Annotated in this window: 15 protein-coding genes; 13 read left to right on the top strand and 2 right to left on the bottom strand. The window is 48.1% G+C overall.

All coding sequences use genetic code 11. The features are described from left to right. Positions 1-250: 250 nt before the first annotated feature. The 6 genes from SG35_RS26235 (at position 251) to SG35_RS26210 (ending at position 6,849) form a co-directional block, all read left to right on the top strand. Positions 251-3,490 (top strand): amidohydrolase family protein, encoded by a 3,240-nt coding sequence (locus SG35_RS26235; RefSeq protein ID WP_420794549.1) that lies wholly within the window; start codon positions 251-253, stop codon positions 3,488-3,490. Between the two features lie 91 nt (positions 3,491-3,581). Continuing rightward, positions 3,582-4,109 carry a GNAT family N-acetyltransferase gene (locus SG35_RS26230; protein ID WP_053043075.1) on the top strand — a complete coding sequence of 176 codons (528 nt, stop codon included), beginning with the start codon at positions 3,582-3,584 and terminating at the stop codon, positions 4,107-4,109. 69 nt (positions 4,110-4,178) lie between these two features. Further along, positions 4,179-4,811 carry a hypothetical protein gene (locus SG35_RS26225; RefSeq protein ID WP_274055296.1) on the top strand — a complete coding sequence of 211 codons (633 nt, stop codon included), beginning with the start codon at positions 4,179-4,181 and terminating at the stop codon, positions 4,809-4,811. Further along, positions 4,808-5,278 (top strand): GNAT family N-acetyltransferase, encoded by a 471-nt coding sequence (locus SG35_RS26220; protein WP_084692764.1) that lies wholly within the window; start codon positions 4,808-4,810, stop codon positions 5,276-5,278. Before SG35_RS26225 ends, SG35_RS26220 begins: the two co-directional genes overlap by 4 nt. A 194-nt stretch (positions 5,279-5,472) precedes the next feature. After that, positions 5,473-6,579, top strand: a complete 1,107-nt coding sequence (locus SG35_RS26215; protein WP_044833250.1) for a hypothetical protein — start codon at positions 5,473-5,475, stop codon at positions 6,577-6,579. 108 nt (positions 6,580-6,687) lie between these two features. Beyond that, positions 6,688-6,849 carry a DUF3012 domain-containing protein gene (locus SG35_RS26210; protein ID WP_084692765.1) on the top strand — a complete coding sequence of 54 codons (162 nt, stop codon included), beginning with the start codon at positions 6,688-6,690 and terminating at the stop codon, positions 6,847-6,849. Positions 6,850-7,233: 384 nt separating this feature from the next. Here the strand turns inward: SG35_RS26210 and SG35_RS26205 are convergent, their stop codons facing one another. After that, a complete protein-coding gene (locus tag SG35_RS26205) occupies positions 7,234-8,148 on the bottom strand; it encodes a LysR family transcriptional regulator (protein WP_044833251.1) in 915 nt (304 codons plus the stop codon). A gap of 212 nt (positions 8,149-8,360) precedes the next feature. Here SG35_RS26205 and SG35_RS26200 point away from each other — a divergent pair, with 212 nt between their 5' ends. The 7 genes from SG35_RS26200 (at position 8,361) to rluF (ending at position 15,642) form a co-directional block, all read left to right on the top strand. Then, a complete protein-coding gene (locus SG35_RS26200; RefSeq protein WP_044833252.1) occupies positions 8,361-9,050 on the top strand; it encodes a type 1 glutamine amidotransferase domain-containing protein in 690 nt (229 codons plus the stop codon). 108 nt (positions 9,051-9,158) lie between these two features. Further along, complete coding sequence (locus SG35_RS26195) at positions 9,159-10,316, top strand: iron-containing alcohol dehydrogenase (RefSeq protein ID WP_044833253.1); 1,158 nt, start codon at positions 9,159-9,161, stop codon at positions 10,314-10,316. Between the two features lie 264 nt (positions 10,317-10,580). Further along, on the top strand, positions 10,581-10,937 hold the full coding sequence (locus SG35_RS26190; protein ID WP_044833282.1) for a response regulator transcription factor: 357 nt from the start codon (positions 10,581-10,583) through the stop codon (positions 10,935-10,937). A 6-nt stretch (positions 10,938-10,943) separates the two neighbouring features. Continuing rightward, entirely contained in the window at positions 10,944-11,564 is a 621-nt protein-coding gene (locus SG35_RS26185) for a chemotaxis protein CheC (RefSeq protein ID WP_044833254.1), read from the top strand. Positions 11,565-11,574: 10 nt separating this feature from the next. Continuing rightward, complete coding sequence (locus SG35_RS26180; protein ID WP_053043077.1) at positions 11,575-13,755, top strand: EAL domain-containing protein; 2,181 nt, start codon at positions 11,575-11,577, stop codon at positions 13,753-13,755. A 161-nt stretch (positions 13,756-13,916) separates the two neighbouring features. Beyond that, positions 13,917-14,240 carry a cupredoxin domain-containing protein gene (locus tag SG35_RS26175; protein WP_044833255.1) on the top strand — a complete coding sequence of 108 codons (324 nt, stop codon included), beginning with the start codon at positions 13,917-13,919 and terminating at the stop codon, positions 14,238-14,240. A gap of 448 nt (positions 14,241-14,688) precedes the next feature. Next, the gene (gene rluF / locus SG35_RS26170; RefSeq protein WP_274055484.1) at positions 14,689-15,642 is read left to right on the top strand and encodes a 23S rRNA pseudouridine(2604) synthase RluF; all 954 of its coding nucleotides are present in this window, start codon (positions 14,689-14,691) and stop codon (positions 15,640-15,642) included. A 74-nt stretch (positions 15,643-15,716) separates the two neighbouring features. Here rluF and SG35_RS26165 read toward each other — a convergent pair whose 3' ends face one another. Beyond that, the gene (locus SG35_RS26165; RefSeq protein ID WP_236702606.1) at positions 15,717-18,017 is read right to left on the bottom strand and encodes a hypothetical protein; all 2,301 of its coding nucleotides are present in this window, start codon (positions 18,015-18,017) and stop codon (positions 15,717-15,719) included. Positions 18,018-18,103: the final 86 nt, after the last annotated feature.

Genomic DNA, 18,103 nt, shown 5'->3' with positions numbered 1-18,103 from the left:
TGGGTCAAAAAAATTAAACATGGCTGTTATCGGCCACAGGGCTGAAAAAATATTATTTCATTTCCCAGGCGTGAAATTAAAACTCTCCTCACCATTATCAGCCAAACCGCCAATATTTGTATACAATTTTACCGACTTGTCTATACACTTTTAGTAGGTTATTGAATCAATTTTATTTATAGTAGCTAAAAATAAAAATAAAAATTAGCCCCGCTCTTTAGCGCTATAAAACTATAAAAGTGATTTGATTATGCCGACAATAACTTCCAAATTGTCCATGCTGTCCCTTTGTGTGACCATGGCTTTTTCTGCTGCACCGGCGTTTGCCGGTGAAACCGACGATAAAAAACAAGACAAACCCAGCTGGTCGGTAAATGAGCCGCAAGGCCAGTTTACTACTGCTGCCATTGATGTCACCCAGGGCACCTGGATGAATATCGACCTCAGTCCTGATGGTAAAACTTTGATGTTTGATCTGCTTGGTGATATTTATACCATGCCGGTCAGTGGTGGTGAAGCCACACCTCTGATGACAGATATCGCCTGGCAAATGCAGCCGAAATTCAGCCCTGACGGCCAGTATATTGCCTTCACCTCGGATGAGGACGGCGGTGATAATTTGTGGATCATGAATCGTGACGGTAGCAATGCCAAGGCGGTGTCTAAAGAAACGTTCCGCTTGTTAAACAGCCCTGCCTGGTCGCCGGACGGCAATTTTCTAGTGGGCCGTAAGCATTATACCAGTGGCCGCTCTCTTGGCGCGGGTGAAGTCTGGATGTACCATAAAACTGGCGGTCAGGGGGTAATGCTGACCAAGCGTCCCAATGATCAAAAAGATCTCGGTGAGCCGGCTTTTTCCCATGACGGTAAATATATCTATTTTTCCCAGGATGCGACCCCGGGCAAAACTTTCCATTACAGCAAAGACTCGGAAAAAGGCATTTATAAAATCAAACGCCTTGAGCTGGAAACCGGTGAAATCAAAGTGGTGCTCTCGGGCAAAGGCGGCGCTATCCGCCCGACTCCGTCTCCCGACGGCCGTTACCTGGCTTACATCAGCCGGGATGATTTCCAGTCCAATCTTTATTTATATGACCTGAAAAACGGTGAAGAAACTTTGGTTTATCAGGGCTTAGAGCGGGATATGCAGGAAACCTGGGCGATTCACGGCGTATATCCTACCATGGCCTGGACCCCGGACAATAAAGGTATTATTTTCTGGGCCGGCGGCAAGATCAACCGTTTAGATCTACGTAGCAAAAAAGCCGAAGTTATCAACTTCCATGTCAAAACCGAGAAAAAAATCCAAACGGCGCTGCGCTTCCAGCAGGACGTCAATCCGGATGCATTTGACGTCAACATGTTGCGGGATGTGCAGGTTTCCCCTGATGGCCGCAGTGTCATTTTTGAAGCCATGGGACATATCTACCGCCGCAGCCTGCCTGACGGTAAAGTTAAGCGTTTGACCAAGCAGAAAGATCATCTTGAATTTAACCCGAGTTTCTCCCGCGACGGCAAAAAAGTGGTCTATGTCAGCTGGGATGATGAGAAACAGGGTCAGGTACGTGTTGTTTCCGCCCGCGGCGGTAAAGGCAAGGCGATACTGGATGAGCCGGGTAAATATATCGAACCCAGCTTTTCCCCGGACGGTAAAACAGTCGTCTTTAGAAAAGTCTCCGGCGGTTATATCACACCGAAAAAGTGGGGCTTAAACCCGGGGATCTACTCGGTTTCCAGTAAAGGCGGCGAGATGAAACTGGTCACCGAAAATGGCTTGAAGCCACACTTTGGCGATCGTAATGATCGTATCTATGTGTTGCGTCATGAAGAAAACACTCAGCTGGCGCGAATCGATCTTGACGGCCAGCATGATCAAACCATTTACCAGGGCAAGTTTGCCACTGAGTATAAGGTTTCCCCCGACGGTAAATACCTGGCTTTTGCCGAGCGCTTTAAAGTGTTCGTGACGCCTTTGGTGGAGCGCGGTGAAGTGATTGAAATCGGCCCGGGTGCAACCAACTTGCCGGTCAGGCAGTTGTCGGTACGTGCCGGTGAAGGCATTAACTGGCATAAAGGCTCGGATGAAATCTACTGGAGCTTAGGTGCGGACCTGTACCAGGCAGAGCTTGATGGTTTATTTGCCATTTCTTCCGATGAAGAGCAGAAGAAAACTGAAGGTGATGACAAAGCGAAAGACGCTGCGGTTACGCCAAAAACCACCTATTTAGGCTTTAAGAAAAAAACCGATAAACCTTCCGGCAAAGTTGCTTTTGTCGGCGGTAAGGTACTCACTATGGAAGGCGAGCAAATCATCAATAATGGTGTGGTGCTGGTTGAAGGTAATAAAATTACCGCCGTGGGGCAGCAGGGACAAGTTTCTGTGCCGGAAGATGCCAAGGTGATCGATATCAGCGGTAAAACCTTGATGCCGGGTTTAATTGATGCCCATGCCCACGGACCGCAGGGTAATAATGAGCTTATCCCAGAGCAAAACTGGTCGAACTATGCCGAACTAGCGCTAGGGGTTACCACTATCCATAACCCGTCTTATGATACCAGTGAGTTTTTTGCCGCCAGCGAAATGCAGAAAAGCGGCCAGATAGTGGCGCCGCGCCTGTTTTCTACCGGTACTATTTTATACGGTGCCACCGCTGCCGGTTATACCGCCCATGTTGATAACCTTGATGATGCCAAGTTCCATGTCGAGCGTTTGAAAAAAGCCGGTGCTTTCAGTGTCAAGAGTTATAATCAGCCGCGCCGGGATCAAAGACAGCAATTTGTCCAGGCCGCCCGTGAACTGGAAATGATGGTAGTGCCCGAAGGCGGTTCCTTGCTGCAGCATAACCTGACCATGATAGTTGACGGCCATACCACGCTTGAGCACTCCATTCCCACTGCCAACATTTACGACGATGTTAAGCAGCTGTGGTCCCATTCCGAAATGGCTTATACCCCGACCTTAGGGGTCGCTTATGGCGGTATCTGGGGTGAGCACTACTGGTATGATACCACTGACGTTTGGCGCCACCCGCGCCTGAGCAAGTATGTACCTGATGAGATTCTTGATGCCCGTTCAATGCGCCGCACTAAAGCGCCCGAGCATCACTACAACCATGTTAATGTCGCTACCGTAGCTAAAGAGCTGCAGGATTTAGGCATCAAGGTTAATTCCGGCGGTCACGGCCAGCGCGAAGGTTTAGCGATGCACTGGGAAATGTGGATGATGGCACAGGGGGGCATGACGCCGCTGCAGGCTATTCGTACCGCGACCATCGCACCTGCGGTATCTTTAGGGCTGGACAGCCAGTTGGGCTCGCTGAAAGCCGGTAAGCTTGCCGATATGATAGTGGTTGACGGTGATGTCGCCAGGGATATCCGCCTGAGTGATAAGATCAGTTACACCATGATCAACGGACGTTTATATGATGCCGAAACCATGCATGAAATCGGTAACTATGATAACGAAAGGGCGAAGTTCTATTTTGAATAAGACCTGAGCCGTTTGCACCCGGTCCGGAGAATATCCGGGCCGGGTGCAAGATTAAGGCTGATGAGCACATTAAAAAAGGAGAATGAAGTTCATGGAACAAATCATTCTTGAAACCCCCAGGCTTATTTTAAGGCCGTTTTTGCCTGAGGATGCCGCCCGGGTCCGACAGTTAGCCGGGGATAAGCGGGTAGCCGAAACCACCTTACATATTCCCCACCCTTACCTCGAGGGTATGGCCGAGCAGTGGCTTTCAGGGCATGGCGAGCACTGGAAAAATAAAACCGCGGTGATTTATGCCGTCACCGACAAGGTCAGTAAGTGCCTGATGGGCACTATGTCCCTGGTAGACATTCAGGGAGATGAAGCCGAGTTGGGGTATTGGCTAGGGCTTGACTATTGGGGCAACAATTATGCTACGGAAGCGGCCGGGGCGCTGGCGGATTTTGCCTTTTCTTCCCTGGAGCTTAATAAATTAACCGCCGATCACTTAATCGACAACCCGGCATCCGGCAAAGTGATGGAAAAAATCGGCATGAGCTATCAGCATAATACGCAAAAACTTGACCGTTACGGGCGATTGGCGGATGTGAAAGTTTATCACTTGCTCAAAGCGCAATAACAAATCGGCCGTTAACTGCTGGTGGATAAATAAAAGCAATGTTTTATAGAGAGTACCCGGATGAAAGCTGTGTTTAAATTATCGAATCTGTTGTTTGTGGTTTGCTTTACTCTTTTACTTGTTTTGGTGCTGGCGTTTAGCGGTTCGCAACAGCCCCTGTCTGAAGCCGAGGTTGAAGCTTATCTTGGCAAAATTGAACAGCAAAGCCAAGTGCCCGGTGGCCGCCATGACCTGAAAGCACTGCGGCATTTCCTGGAAAATGATGACGGCCTGCCTTTTTATACGGTGAATTTATATAAGTTTAATGAGCAGGCACAATACCTGGATGGCCGGGAAAACCAGGGCACAGGGCGGCAAGCTTATGATCGTTTCAGTGCTGTGATGGTAAAATTACTGGCGCAACAGTTTTCCCAGCCGGTTTTTGGCAGTGACTGGATGGCAGATAACAGCAATGACTGGCACCGCCTGGTGATAGTGCACTATCGCAGTCGCCGGGATATTGCGGAAATCTTTATCAGCGATGCCTTTGCCGATGCCGCCAGTCATAAATGGGCCAGTATCGAGAAAAATGAACGCCTGCTGGTGCAGGGATTACATCTTCCGGCACTGAAATGGGGGGCCATGACTCTGCTGGTGTTGTTAACTATGGCTTTTATTTGCCTGAAGCGGCGCGCCGCCAATAAGCCGGGGAAGTTGTTGTGACGATTTATATCCGGCATTTTCATTTGAGTGACGCCAGGGCGCTCACCGATATTTTTTATACCAGCATCCACAGAGTCGCCCGCCAGTATTACAGCGATGCGGAGATAAACCAGTGGGCGCCCCTGCCAATTGATTACCCGCTCTGGCAAACTAAACTGCAGCACATGGCGCCTTTTGTTGCCGAACTGGATAATCAGGTGGCAGGCTTTATGACCCTGGCAGACGATGGTTTGATTGGCCTGGCCTACAGCCATCCCCGACATCAGAAAAAAGGGATTGCTACGGCATTATACCGGCACCTGGAAACGCAGGCCCGGCAGCGGGGAATAGCGACTTTAACGGTTAATGCCTCCTACCTGGCAAAGCCCTTTTTTGCCAAGCAGGACTTTTGTGTGATCCGCAAAAATGAAATTGCCCGTAACGGCGAGATACTTATCAACTGGTCGATGGAAAAACATCTGAGCTAATCCCGCGCTCCATTGTGCCTTGCTGTCGTTAGCCGGCCCGGCGTTAAGCGAACTTTTCTGCTTTGGCAGTTTACTAATGCCCGGCACATGTTATATTTTCCCATATCTTTCAAGGGCGGCCACCTGTCAGGTCTTTGCTGCTTTTATCATGTAGCTGTAATGAACTGCCGCCGATTAATGTAATAGGACTTTACATGCCGTTATTTTCCACTAAAAGCACCGAACAAAGACTCACAGATACTGCAGCCTATATCGATCAGCGCAATCCGCAGGCAGGCTCAAAGGTTTTTCAGTGGGGCATTAATGCCACCACCCATGAGATGAGACGGATCGGAGAAAAAATGCATATAGGCAAGAGCGGTACCGCGAACGATCGCCGTTATCGCCGGGCGATTATTATGATGCGTGCCGGGGTGATGCGTCATGAGATCAGAAAGGTGGTTTCAGAAGTGAGCGCCATTAACTCAGGGCAATTGCAAACCCGTTTCAGTCAAATTTTGCTGCAATGTGCCGCTTACGTGCCGCCGCCGATCCCTACCGCGCTGGACGTGATGGCCAGTGAACAAAATGCCAAGGTCGAACTTGATCAGGCTCGGCGTTTACAGCCTTTGATACAGGGAATAACAAATAACAGGAAAAACCTGCCGCATGAAATTTATGCGCCTTATCATGATGACCAGGATGGTGCTACCTATCATACTGTTACTTATATCAGAAGACACCTGACCGCCGACATGTATAAGCGGGAGATCTCACACGGCAACTCGCTTTCGTCCCTTGATGGCGGCGGTGAGTTATTTATAGTTGGCCATGGCCATCTGGGACGTGGTATCGGTAGTCATAACGGCAAGCTGGGGGCTACAGAACTGGCGATACAGTTACGGGCCGACGGTTTAGATCGTAACCCGGGGCAACCCATCGTGATTTATCTCTTTTCCTGTTGGGGCGCCACCCATACCCGCAGGATGTGGGGCGGTTTTGGTAAACGCGAACCTTATGCCCGTCGTTTTTCCCGGGCCCTGGTTGAGCAAGGGTTTAGAAATCATAAGGTGGTGGGTTTTGCCGGTTCGGTGATCAGTGAAAACCTGACCCAGGATTATATCCACAAGCCTGATGTGACCAATACCGGTAATATCAGCTTAGGTAAAGACGGTATGTATAATATCTACGAAGTACGCAACGGTAACTTTAACCGTACCCATGGTGAAGACTGGACCACTAAGGCAAAACCCAACAACAATTCATATAAGTTCTGGAAAGGCTGGTCAACCTTAACAGTGAGAAAACGTGGCGGCGGCTAATCTTTGCTCTCACAGGCAAAACATAAGCTAAAGCAGCTGCCTGATAAAGCCTGGTTATGCTAAGCTTGCCAGGTATTTATTTTAAGTTGGTGAAGAAAAGGGAAAACAATGAAAAAAATTATACTGGCACTGAGTGCATCTTTTATACTGGCGGCCTGTGCACCGGAAGTGGGCAGTGAAAAATGGTGTGCCCAGTTGAAGGAGAAACCTAAAGGCGACTGGACCGCTACCGAAGCCAAAGATTATGCCAAGCATTGTTTATTCAAATAATGGTTAAGGCTTAAGCAAAAGCCGGTTCAGGTCAGCAGCCCTTGGCCTGAGCGGCTTTTCACAATTCTATTCACAGGGTTATCCCTATTATCCACAAGCTTACCCACTGCTATTATAAATTTTTGCAAGATATCCCGGACTTTTTACAGTTTATCCACAGTTTATGCCAGTTTTATTAAATATCTAACCATCTTCGGATGGTCTAAATCTCCAAGTCCTGCGTTGTTTTCAATCACAATAGCTTGCTATTGCTTAATCAAACGCCTCGCCTGCATGGATGCAGGTGCTTAGCTTTAGTCTGGAACGATAAAGGGGTTTCTTGAAAATTTATCCTCAGCGAATTTTGGTCATCTACTTAATGCAATTGGTATTACTTTCATATTATTACTCTAAGGCGGCTCTTTTTCCTTCTTTGATGAAATACTCCTTAAGGTGATCAATCAAAAGCCGGAGTTTTTTGGCGCTTGCACCGCCGGGGGGGTACACCCCGTAAACATTAATATCCGGCAGTTGATAGCCGGTGAATATTTGCTCCAGCGCGCCGCTTTTAATTCTCGGCAGGGCATCGTAAAGGGGAATACGTCCTAGGCCATGGCCCCCTTCAACAAAGGCGGTTCTGGCCGCGGCATTGTTGGTGCTGATTGTTCCCCGGACTTTGATGCTGTAGCTTTTGCTGCCTTTACTCAGGGTCAGCACATTTGAGGTCAGTTTATAAATCACCCATTGATGTTGCCCCAGCTCTGCTGGCGTGACGGGTCGGCCGTGTTTCCTGAAATATTCGCTTGAACCGCAAAGGCAGGTGGTCAGGGTGGACAGCTTAGCTGCCTGTAAGCCCGAATCGGCCAGCGGCGCGCCACGGATAGCCAGGTCAATGCCTTCCTGGATAATGTTGACGACTTCATCGGTTAACATCACATCCAGCTCTATTTTCGGGTATAAGGTTTTAAAGTCATCCAGGGCCGGTACTATGGTCTGCAAACCGATATTCACCGGGCAGGTGATCTTGAGTAATCCTTCCGGTTCTTGTTTGAAGTTTTCAATTTGCTGGTTGGCGGCCTGTGCCTGTTCGGCAATCGTGCGGCAACGATAATAATATTGTTGCCCTGCTTCGGTCAGGGTAAAGCTGCGGGTGGAGCGGTTGAGCAATTTCAGTCCCAAAGACGATTCAAGCTTTTTGATGTGATAGCTTACCACGGCACGTGATAATCCCAGGTGTTTGGCTGCGGCGCTTAAGCTGCCCTGCTCAATGACCTGGGCAAAGACCACCATGCTTTTTAGTTGTTCAAAAGAGACATTCATTGTTGTTTCCCCCGCCTGTTCAGTGACCGTATTTATGTTATCAAATTTGCTTTAACAGCTCTATTGTAAAAATAATTGAAACAATGAAGTTGATTTTATCTGCATTGTTAGAAACAGCTTAGAGGTATAAGCTAGCCTCATTCGATGGCAATACCAGGCCAAGCCTGAAAATGCCATTTTTGATTTCCCGAGTTAATGAAAAGAGAAAGACCATGACCTTAGCTGATAAAAAAGTATTAATTGTTTTAACCTCTCACGATCAATTGGGTGATACCGGTGAGAAAACCGGTTTCTGGCTGGAAGAGTTTGCCGCTCCTTATTATGTTTTGCTTGATGCCGGTGTGAGTATTACTTTGGCTTCTCCTGCAGGCGGCCAGCCTCCAATAGACGGTAAAAGCGAGTTGGCGGACTTTCAAACCGATGCCACCCGCCGCTTTGACCAGGATGCCAAGGCGCAACAGCTGCTGGCAAATACGGCAAAGTTATCCGAGGTTAGCAAGGACCATTATGACGCGGTATTCTATCCCGGTGGCCATGGTCCTTTGTGGGATCTGGTGGATAACCGGGATTCACTGGCGTTGATCACCCAGTTGAACCGGTTGAACAAGCCGGTGGCGACGGTATGCCATGCATCGGCGGCCTTGCTTAATGTCAAAGATGAGCAAGGTGACTTTTATATCCGGGGTAAGTCGGTGACCGGTTTTTCCAATTCGGAAGAAGACGCGGTGCAATTAACCCAGGTTGTGCCTTATTTGCTTGAAGATGAATTAAAGGCGCGGGGCGGCGATTACCAGAAAGTTGATGACTGGGCGCCTTTTGTGGTGCAGGACGGTACGCTAATCACAGGTCAGAATCCGGCGTCGTCTCAAATGGTGGCGCAGGCGTTATTAAAAAGTTTGTAATCTCTGCCCGGACAAGCGCATAAAACCGCCTGTTAAGGCAAGTTTTCGGCGTGAGCCATAGCGCTAATATCAGCCGGTAAAGTAAATAATGAATAAGGTAAAGCACAGATGTTGAATTTTAGTTTATATAACCCCACCCGCATCCACTTTGGCCAGGGACAAATAGCCCAAATTAGCCGGGAAATTCCCGCTGATGCCAAAGTGCTGGTGACTTATGGCGGTGGTTCGATCAAAAGTAACGGTGTCTATGGGCAGGTCAGCGAGGCGCTGAAAAACCATCAATGGGTTGAGTTTTCCGGCATAGAGCCCAACCCCGGTTACGATACCCTGATGCGGGCGCAGCAGTTGATTAAAGCACATGATATCGATTATTTGCTGGCGGTCGGCGGCGGCTCTGTTGTCGACGGTACAAAATTTATAGCGGCGGCGGCCTTATATGAAGGAGATGATCCCTGGGATATCCTGGCCAAAGGGCAGGAAGTTACCCGGGCACTACCTTTAGCGGCGGTATTGACTTTGCCTGCGACCGGCTCTGAGTCTAACGGTAATTCTGTGGTGACCCGGGACGGCAGCAAACTGGCATTTTCCAGTGCTCTGGTGCGGCCGTTATTTGCGGTGCTGGATCCGCAGGTCAGTTTAAGTTTATCCGATCGCCAGATCAGCAATGGCGTGGTGGATGCTTTTGTTCATATCACCGAGCAGTACCTGACCTATCCCGTGGATGCCAAGGTACAGGACAGGTTTGCCGAAGGCCTGTTGCTAACTTTGATTGAAGAAGGTCCAAAGGCACTGACAGCAGAAGGAAAAACAGATCTTAAGGTGCGGGGCAACATTATGTGGAGCGCGACCCAGGCCCTTAACGGCCTGATTGGCGCCGGGGTGCCTCAGGACTGGGCGACCCATATGATAGGCCACGAGCTGACCGGTGCTTACGGTATCGATCATGCGAGAACCCTGTCGATTGTCTTGCCGGCGGTGATGAAAGTATGCCGGCAAAGCAAACGGGAGAAGTTGTTGCAATATGCCACCCGGGTCTGGCAGTTAACCGGAGAAAATGAAGAACAGATCATTGATGAAGCGATACGGTTAACAGAGCAGTTTTTTGTCGACATGGCGGTGCCTGTGCGTCTTGCCGAGGTCAACCTGGGGTTGGCGGAGGTTGAGCATTTGCTGGCCAAACTGGAGCAACACGGTATGTCGGCATTAGGTGAAAACGGCGATATCACCTTAGCGGTAAGTCGCGAGATCCTGAGCGCTGCCCTGTAGCTTGTCTCAGTTACGCCATTATGCCGGTTTGTGACCGGTGTAATGGCTGTTATTCATTTACTTTTTGTTTGAGAGCTGGGCATAAGGCCTATGTTGTGCCTGTTGTCAGATTGCGGCCAAGGGTAAAGCTTGCTTGGGGTCATTCAGTCCGGGAAAAAACGGTCAAAAGTAAATTCTTAGCCTACACTAAGAACAATCAGCAGCGTTGTGGATCAGCAGAACCCGGAAATCCAGCCTGATAAGATTTTATCTAAGGAGGAGATAATGTCAGATAACGCAATACTGATAGTGGATGATAGCCGTCTTGCCCGTATGGTGATCAAACGATATACCCTGTCCATACACCCCCACTGGAATGTTATCGAAGCCAGTAATGGTGAAGAAGCCCTAAAAAGAAGCCAGGATGAAAATATTACCTGGATGACCATAGACTATAATATGCCGGGTATGGACGGCCTGACCCTGATTGAAAAACTCAGGCAACGTTTCCCGCAAGCCGAAATTGCTCTAATCACGGCTAATATTCAAAATAACGTTAAAAATCAAGCTAGTGAGCTTGACGTGGATTTTATCCAGAAACCGGTAACCAAAGAAAAAATCAGAGCTTATATTGAGAGGTAACTGCTGATGCTCGAATTAACTGAGTTTCAACAAGATGCTGTCGCCGAATTACTCAATATAGGCATGGGAAAAGCTGCGGCATCCCTGAGTGAAATGGTTAAACGAAAGGTTGATTTATCCATTCCCTGTGTTGAAATTATGCTGCGCCGCCATGCAATAGAGCATATTCGCGATACGGTAGGCAACGAAGTTACCGCGGTTAAGGAAACCTTTAAAGGCACGTTTTGGGGAGATGCTTTCCTGTTATTTCCCGAGTCCCAGAGCCTGGAGCTGGTCAGGGCCTTGCTGCAAGAGGATGCCCTGCCTTTAGATGTGCTTTCTGAAATGGAGCAGGAAGCACTGACGGAAGTCGGTAATATTATTCTCAACGCCTGTTTAGGCAGCCTGGCAAATATCTTTGAGCAGAATTTTCACTGTGACTTGCCCCGCTATGCACAGGGCTCATGCGATATTATTTTTAACCGGAACCTGGCTGCTGCCCGGTCAGCAGATGCGGTGCTCCTGGTGCGGATGAATTTTTCATTGAAGGCCAACAATATTCACGGCCTGTTAACGTTGATGATGGATGTTGAGTCGATGCAGGCGCTCACAGATCTCATCAACACAACTTTTGGTATGATAGATTGAGTTTTTTGATATGGATTTCAAACAGCAAACAGAATTAGGTTTGGTTGAACAAAACTTTACCGCTGTGGATTTTGATCTGGAAAAGCTGGCCTGTGATGTGATCGATAAAAGTGATATCGGCATTTTTATTCTCGGCCGGGATAAAAACATCGTATGCTGGAATAGCTGGATGGCACAGATGTCCGGCATCAAGGCTGATAACGCCACCGGGAAAAATCTTGAACAGCTGTTTACCGGCTTTAGCAACCTCAGGTTGCAACAGGCCATAGATGATGCTCTGTTGCGGGGCATGTCTGCTGTTTTATCGCAAAAATTCAATCCCCACAGTTTACCTCTTTATAAATCTCCCGAAGACCGTAAGAAAAAACAGCTGATGTCGCAAATGATCATGGTGAAACCCATTCATAACGGCGGCAATTATAGCCTGGTGCAAGTGATAGATGTCAGTCCAGCCAGCGCCAGGGATAAAATGCTGCGTCATCAGGCGAATGAATATAAGCACCAGGAGCTTCACACCCGGGCTATCCTGTCTTCTATTGCCGATGCCGTTATTACCCTGGATGTCGATGGACGGGTAGATTATATGAATATCGTTGCGGAAAAGCTGACCGGCTGGTCGTTTCAGCAAGCAATGGGGCTGCCCTGGGATAAGGTATTAACTGTTATCAATAAAAAAGAGCCGTTAATGTCGGAACCGGTAGGCCACTGCTTGCAAAAAGGCCAGGTGCCGGATCTGGGTGGACTGGAGTTGGAGCTGCAACCGAAAATCGGCGCCAATCTGGCAATAGAGCTCTCCATGGCGCCTATTTGCGACCAGCACAATGAGACTTTAGGTGTGGTGGCGATTTTCAGGGATGTCACTAATGCGCGCCAGTTGGCGCGGCAAATTAACTGGCAGGCGTCCCATGATAATCTGACGGCTTTACTGAATCGCAGGGCATTTGACGACAAGCTGGCGGAAATGGTGAAAAATGTCCGTCACCAGAATAACAGCCATGCCTTGCTTTATTTAGATCTGGACAGGTTTAAAATCGTCAATGATACCTGCGGGCATGCGGCGGGAGATGAACTGCTTAAACAAATCTCCCGCTTGCTGGCTGCTAACATTCGCGCCAATGATCTGCTGGCCAGGTTGGGGGGAGACGAGTTTGGCATTCAGTTGCTTGACTGTCCGGCGAAGGCGGCAGCAAACATTGCCAACATGATCCGTATTGCCATTCAGCAATTCCGTTTTAGCTGGGGAGAGAAAGTCTTTAATATCGGTGTCAGTATCGGGGTGGTGGAAGTTACCCCGGGATGCGAAAGCGCCGAAGATATTCTTTGTAAAGCCGATGCCGCCTGTTACGCCGCCAAGAAAAGCGGCCGGGATCAGGTGCACTTCTACCGCTCCCAAAACTGTGCTGCCGTCTATCATCAGGGAGAAATGGAATGGTTTCCCCGTATCCAGCAGGCACTGGCTGAGGATCGTTTTACCCTGTATGCGCAAAAAATAGTGCCGTTAGCCGACATGAACAAGAGCATACATTTTGAAGTTCTGGTCAGGATGCTCGGCGTAGACGGAAAGCTGATTTTACCCGGTGAGTTTATTCCGGCAGCGGAACGTTTCGGCTTGATGGCGAAAATTGATAAATGGGTGATTTCCCATGTCTTTCAACTTATTGCTAAGGAAAGTGAACGCTTAAGCGGGCAAGGGTATCGCTTTGCCATTAATCTTTCCGGCTGTACCTTAAGCGATGAGCAATCCCTGGCGTTTATCAATGAGCAACTGGCGTACTTTAATATCCCCTCCGGCATGATCAGTTTTGAAATTACCGAAACCGCCGCCATTTCCAACCTGTCATCTGTTAACCATTTTATCCGTAATTTACAGCAGTCGGGATGCAAGTTGTCACTGGATGATTTTGGCAGCGGCCTGTCTTCTTTTGCCTATTTAAAAAACCTGCCGGTAGACTACCTGAAAATAGACGGCCTTTTTGTAAAAAACATGGCGCTTGATGTTATAGACAGGGCCATGGTGAAGTCCATCAATGAAATCGGTCATGTGATGAAGCTAAAGACCATAGCCGAGTTTGTTGAAAATGATGCCATTATTGCCTGCCTTAAAGATATCGGGGTCGATTATGGCCAGGGTTATGGCATAGCCAAACCTCAGCCGTTGACAGACGTAAACGGTTGCTTGCTGCTAACGTAAAACTTCCTTTCGACTTCCGCTAAGGCGCTGTGTGATTAATCTTTTGCTCCGGGTTAATAAAAACTGCCTGAAAAATGTTCGGCTTTAGCTGGTGTTAATACTTATGAAAGCGTTATTATTCATTGTGTTAAGTTAGCTAAAACAATAAAGGACGGTATAGGATGAAAACAATCACCGCACTGGCTTCTCTTGGCCTGCTACTGCTTTCGGGGCTGGCAAGCGCGAAACAAGTGGAAGTGAGCATATATAAGAAGAAATTTACCCCGCAGCAGGTAGTAATTGCTCCGGGAGATACGGTGATTTGGCGTAATAAGGAAAAAAGGCAATATCATAATGTCTGGTTCAAACAATTTAGCAAGGAAGAGCCGGATATTTTTTTCCCGGGAGAGACCTTTGAGCAGCGCTTTGATAAGGAAGGTACTTATCCTTATGAGTGCGGCCCACACCCGAAAATGACAGGTACCGTTATTGTTAAAGCGGGTTAAAGATAAACGTCAATTTTTACATTGTGGTCAATTCAATGGCGGACAAGTTAATGACTTGTCGCCGACAGAAAACTTGATACTAGCCGTCGGTTTTTGAACGAGTCCTTATTGATGAAAATTCTGATAATAAAATCATGTGCCATCTATTGGGTGGTGAAAAAAATGGCGAAAAAGCTTTGCTAATGTTTGAGATAAAAACTTCTGATATCCGCCCTTAAGCACTTTGCGTAAACTCTAGCAAGCTAAGTGCCGGCCATGCCTGTTTGGATGAATTGACGGCTATTTCGCGTAAACTTAGCCATAGCATTTTTATTGCGCTAGCTATCACGGTCAAGGCTTTAGTATACTAGCGTCATTCAATATCTGACCCGGCTTAATATTCATAAGCCCGAACAAGCAATTACCCGGAGTGTCCGTGAGCAGCAATGAAAAACGCCTGAATAAATTTATCAGTGAGTCGGGCTTTTGCTCCCGCCGGGAAGCGGATAAGCTGATCGAAAAAAACCGGGTTACCATTAACGGTAAACATCCCGAGTTGGGCACTAAAGTATTACCCGGCGATACCGTAGAAGTGGACGGTAAACAAATTAATGCCAGTGCACAGAACAAATCTGATCGTATCTATATTGCCTACAATAAACCGATAGGCATTACCTGTACCACAGAGCGCCATGTCAGAGGCAATATTATCGATGCCATCCGCCATAAAGAACGTATATTCCCGATAGGCCGTTTGGACAAACCTTCGGAAGGCTTGATTTTCCTTACCAGTGATGGTGATATCGTCAACAAGATCCTGCGGGCGGAAAATGCCCACGACAAGGAATATGTGGTTACCGTTGATAAGCCTGTCAGTGAGCGTTTTATTGAGCGTATGTCAAAAGGGGTGCCTATTCTCGGCACCATTACCCAGCCGTGCCAGGTAAAAATGCAAAGCCGCTTTGTCTTTCGTATTATCCTGACCCAAGGGTTAAACCGGCAGATCCGTCGTATGTGTGAATACCTGGGTTATGAAGTGAAAAAACTAAAACGCACCCGGATCATGAATGTTACCCTGGAAAAACTCAGACCCGGCCAGTGGCGGGATTTGACGGCGCAGGAAATGGCGGAAATCAATGCTGCGGTGGCGGGGTCCAGTAAAACCGCAGCCGATACCGCCTTATCCAAAGATAAAGCCGAGATTCGGGTAGAGGTGAAAAATGAGCTTAAACCGAAAACATCGGGTAAGTGGCGGGGAGAAAATAAAAAGAGCCGGGTCCAGGATGATAAAAATGCAGAGAAAAGAGCCGATAACAAGCGACAAGCAGGCAAAGATAAAGGTTTAGTGAAAATCGTCAATACCCGAAAAAAACCTTCGGGAAGCACTTTAACTTTAAAGCGCCCGACAAAACCTAAGCCTTAGCTGCGGGTGACAAAAGATACCCTGAAAGCAACAAGCCAGCAAAAAATGCTGGCTTGTGGTGTTTTACCGTAAGTTTATTCGTCCTCTTTGATATCCTCTTCTTTGATATCTTGTTTTTTACTCTTTCTTGCCTTAGCCGGTTTCTGCTCCGATAGCTCCTCAGAAAAACTAAAGTTATCATTAAGGGAGATAATTTTGGTTTTGCTGATTTTATGGCGATAGATTTCCCGCAGGTAATGGATGGATTTTTTTACGCAGTCCAAGGTCAGGCGGATATCATTGATGGAAGTAAACTTTTTACCGTCCTGAATTAACTCGCGATATTTCTTCTCGTACATAGGTTTGATGGCATACCAGTTGGTATCGAGTATCTTGGCCGGATTTTCATTTTCCACCAGCATGGCTTCAAGCTTACTTTCGTTAAAGACCGGCGCGCGGATAAAGTCGATAATGGCCTTGTCGAGGGAATCGTCAAACCTGTGGTCGTCCTTGGCAAAGCAACGTTTGATATAAGCGACGATCAGGGTCAGGAAGTCATCGCTTAAACACGGACTTTTGGCGATTAAAGTGGTCAACGACAGGTTGGCGGAGGCCCCTATCACTAAGGCATAACGTTTTAAGGTGGTATTGGGGAACAGGCTGTTAAGGTGCATTTTCAGCTTGTTCAGATCCATATAAGAGAGTTTATAGTCTTTGGGTAGTGAGATAATCGACACCACGGAAGAGCAGTTCTTAAAGAAATGCAGATCCGAGAGGTGCTTGGCATTATAGTTGGAATCCTTGTACTGGCGCAGTGCCTCCCGGTAACGCGCGGATTCCACCGGTAATAAACTTACTCCTTCTATCGCCTGGGTCTGCTTGTTGTAGTGGGGCAGGTCGATGGAGCGGTAAAAGAGATCGTCAATATCTAATATCAGCTGCTCGCTGTTGCCGAGCTTAAGTTTACTTTCTGCCGGCTGGCTGCTGTCTGCCACCACAGATTCGGCGTAGGCGATGGCCACCGGGCCTGCCAGGCTCATAAAGAGATCGTTGGCATCCAGGCGTATGGTTTCGCCGATATCGATGCCGGCGCGGCGGAAGTAGTTTTCGTCGTAGTCTGTGGTCACCGCCTGGGCGGTTAAGATATTAAAGATCTGCTGGCTGATATACTGGTTGGCGTGTTTTTCCATGGCATTGACATCGATATGCTGGATGCCGCCGTCGGAGTCGTTTTGCTCGGCGTAGCGCATGATGTCGTTGGAGATCAGCATCATGGAATTCCACGGCCGGATACGGCGCATGACATTTTCCGAGGTGCTGTCTTCGTTGTCCATGTTGTAGGAAAAATTCCATTCCTCCGACAGGTATTTACACAGCAGGCGTCCGGCATTGATATGCAGGGCTTCCGACATTTCCACGCCCTGGTCGGTGATATTCGGTAAGATACAGATGCCGCTGGTAAAGATCGGCTCAAACACGAAAGACTGGTTCTGGCTGACCAGCTCTTTTTCCGGACGGATATCAAAGGTTTTACTCATATAGGAGTATTGCTGGGCCAGGCCGAATTCCGAGGCCATGCCCGAGCCGGTACCGCCGCCGGCGCTGAAAATATAAAAATACAGCCGCGACTGGTTGGCCTTGATGCCGCAGGAATCGATAAGATAGGAGTGGATAAATTTCCAGTCGGAGTTGCTGAAATGCTCGGTGTCTTTATTGAGAATAATTTTTGCCAGGTACTGGCCTAAAATCGGGGCGTTACCGGCGCCGCCGGCATGGACTTCCGACAGGTCCATGATTTTCAGCTTGTTGTATTCCCGCAAAAAGTCATTGTCTATGCCTTTTGACGAGAAGCGGATACGGCCTTCAATATCTTTATCCAGATCCCCGAGCATTACCAGGGGCTCGATTAAAAATACCGGCTTGACGGTTTTCTTTTGCTGGAGTTTCAGGCTGCGCTGGATCCATTTTACCGGCCGCGCTTCTTTTTCTTTAGCCTGTTTTTGTTCGTGGTTAAACTCTGTCAGGTAAAAGTTGCGGGCGTTATGTACCAGGGAGGCGACATCCAGGGCGATATTGGAGCCGCAGCGCCCCAGACCGATCAAACACACCGAAGGGAAGTTGGGTAATTTACGCTCGCTTTCTTCCTGGTTGTGTTCGCTGGGGTAAACTTCGCTGCGCAGGACATCGAGATTTTTCAGGATCCTCGACAGATCCTTTTCGGTAAAATACATATACGGAGTGTTGCTGTGTTTATCCTTAAGTAATAGCTCACTCTGGGGCTCTTTGACAATTACGTCAAAATCATCGCTGGCTTCAACCGCAGGTTCGGGGGTCGGTTTTACCCTGCCTGCGCGTTGGGGGCCAAGCGGACGAGTTTGAGACTTCTTTGACTGCATTTTATCTCTCCAGGTAGATGATACCAAGCCGATAACCGCACAAAATCTGCTGAATGTAGATATACCAGATGTACAGAAAATCCTTT

Origin of the sequence: Thalassomonas actiniarum (genome assembly GCF_000948975.2) — a bacterium.
GTDB lineage: Bacteria > Pseudomonadota > Gammaproteobacteria > Enterobacterales > Alteromonadaceae > Thalassomonas > Thalassomonas actiniarum.
Note: the sequence above shows the minus strand (reverse complement) of the source record. Positions and strands in the feature narration are given on the sequence as shown.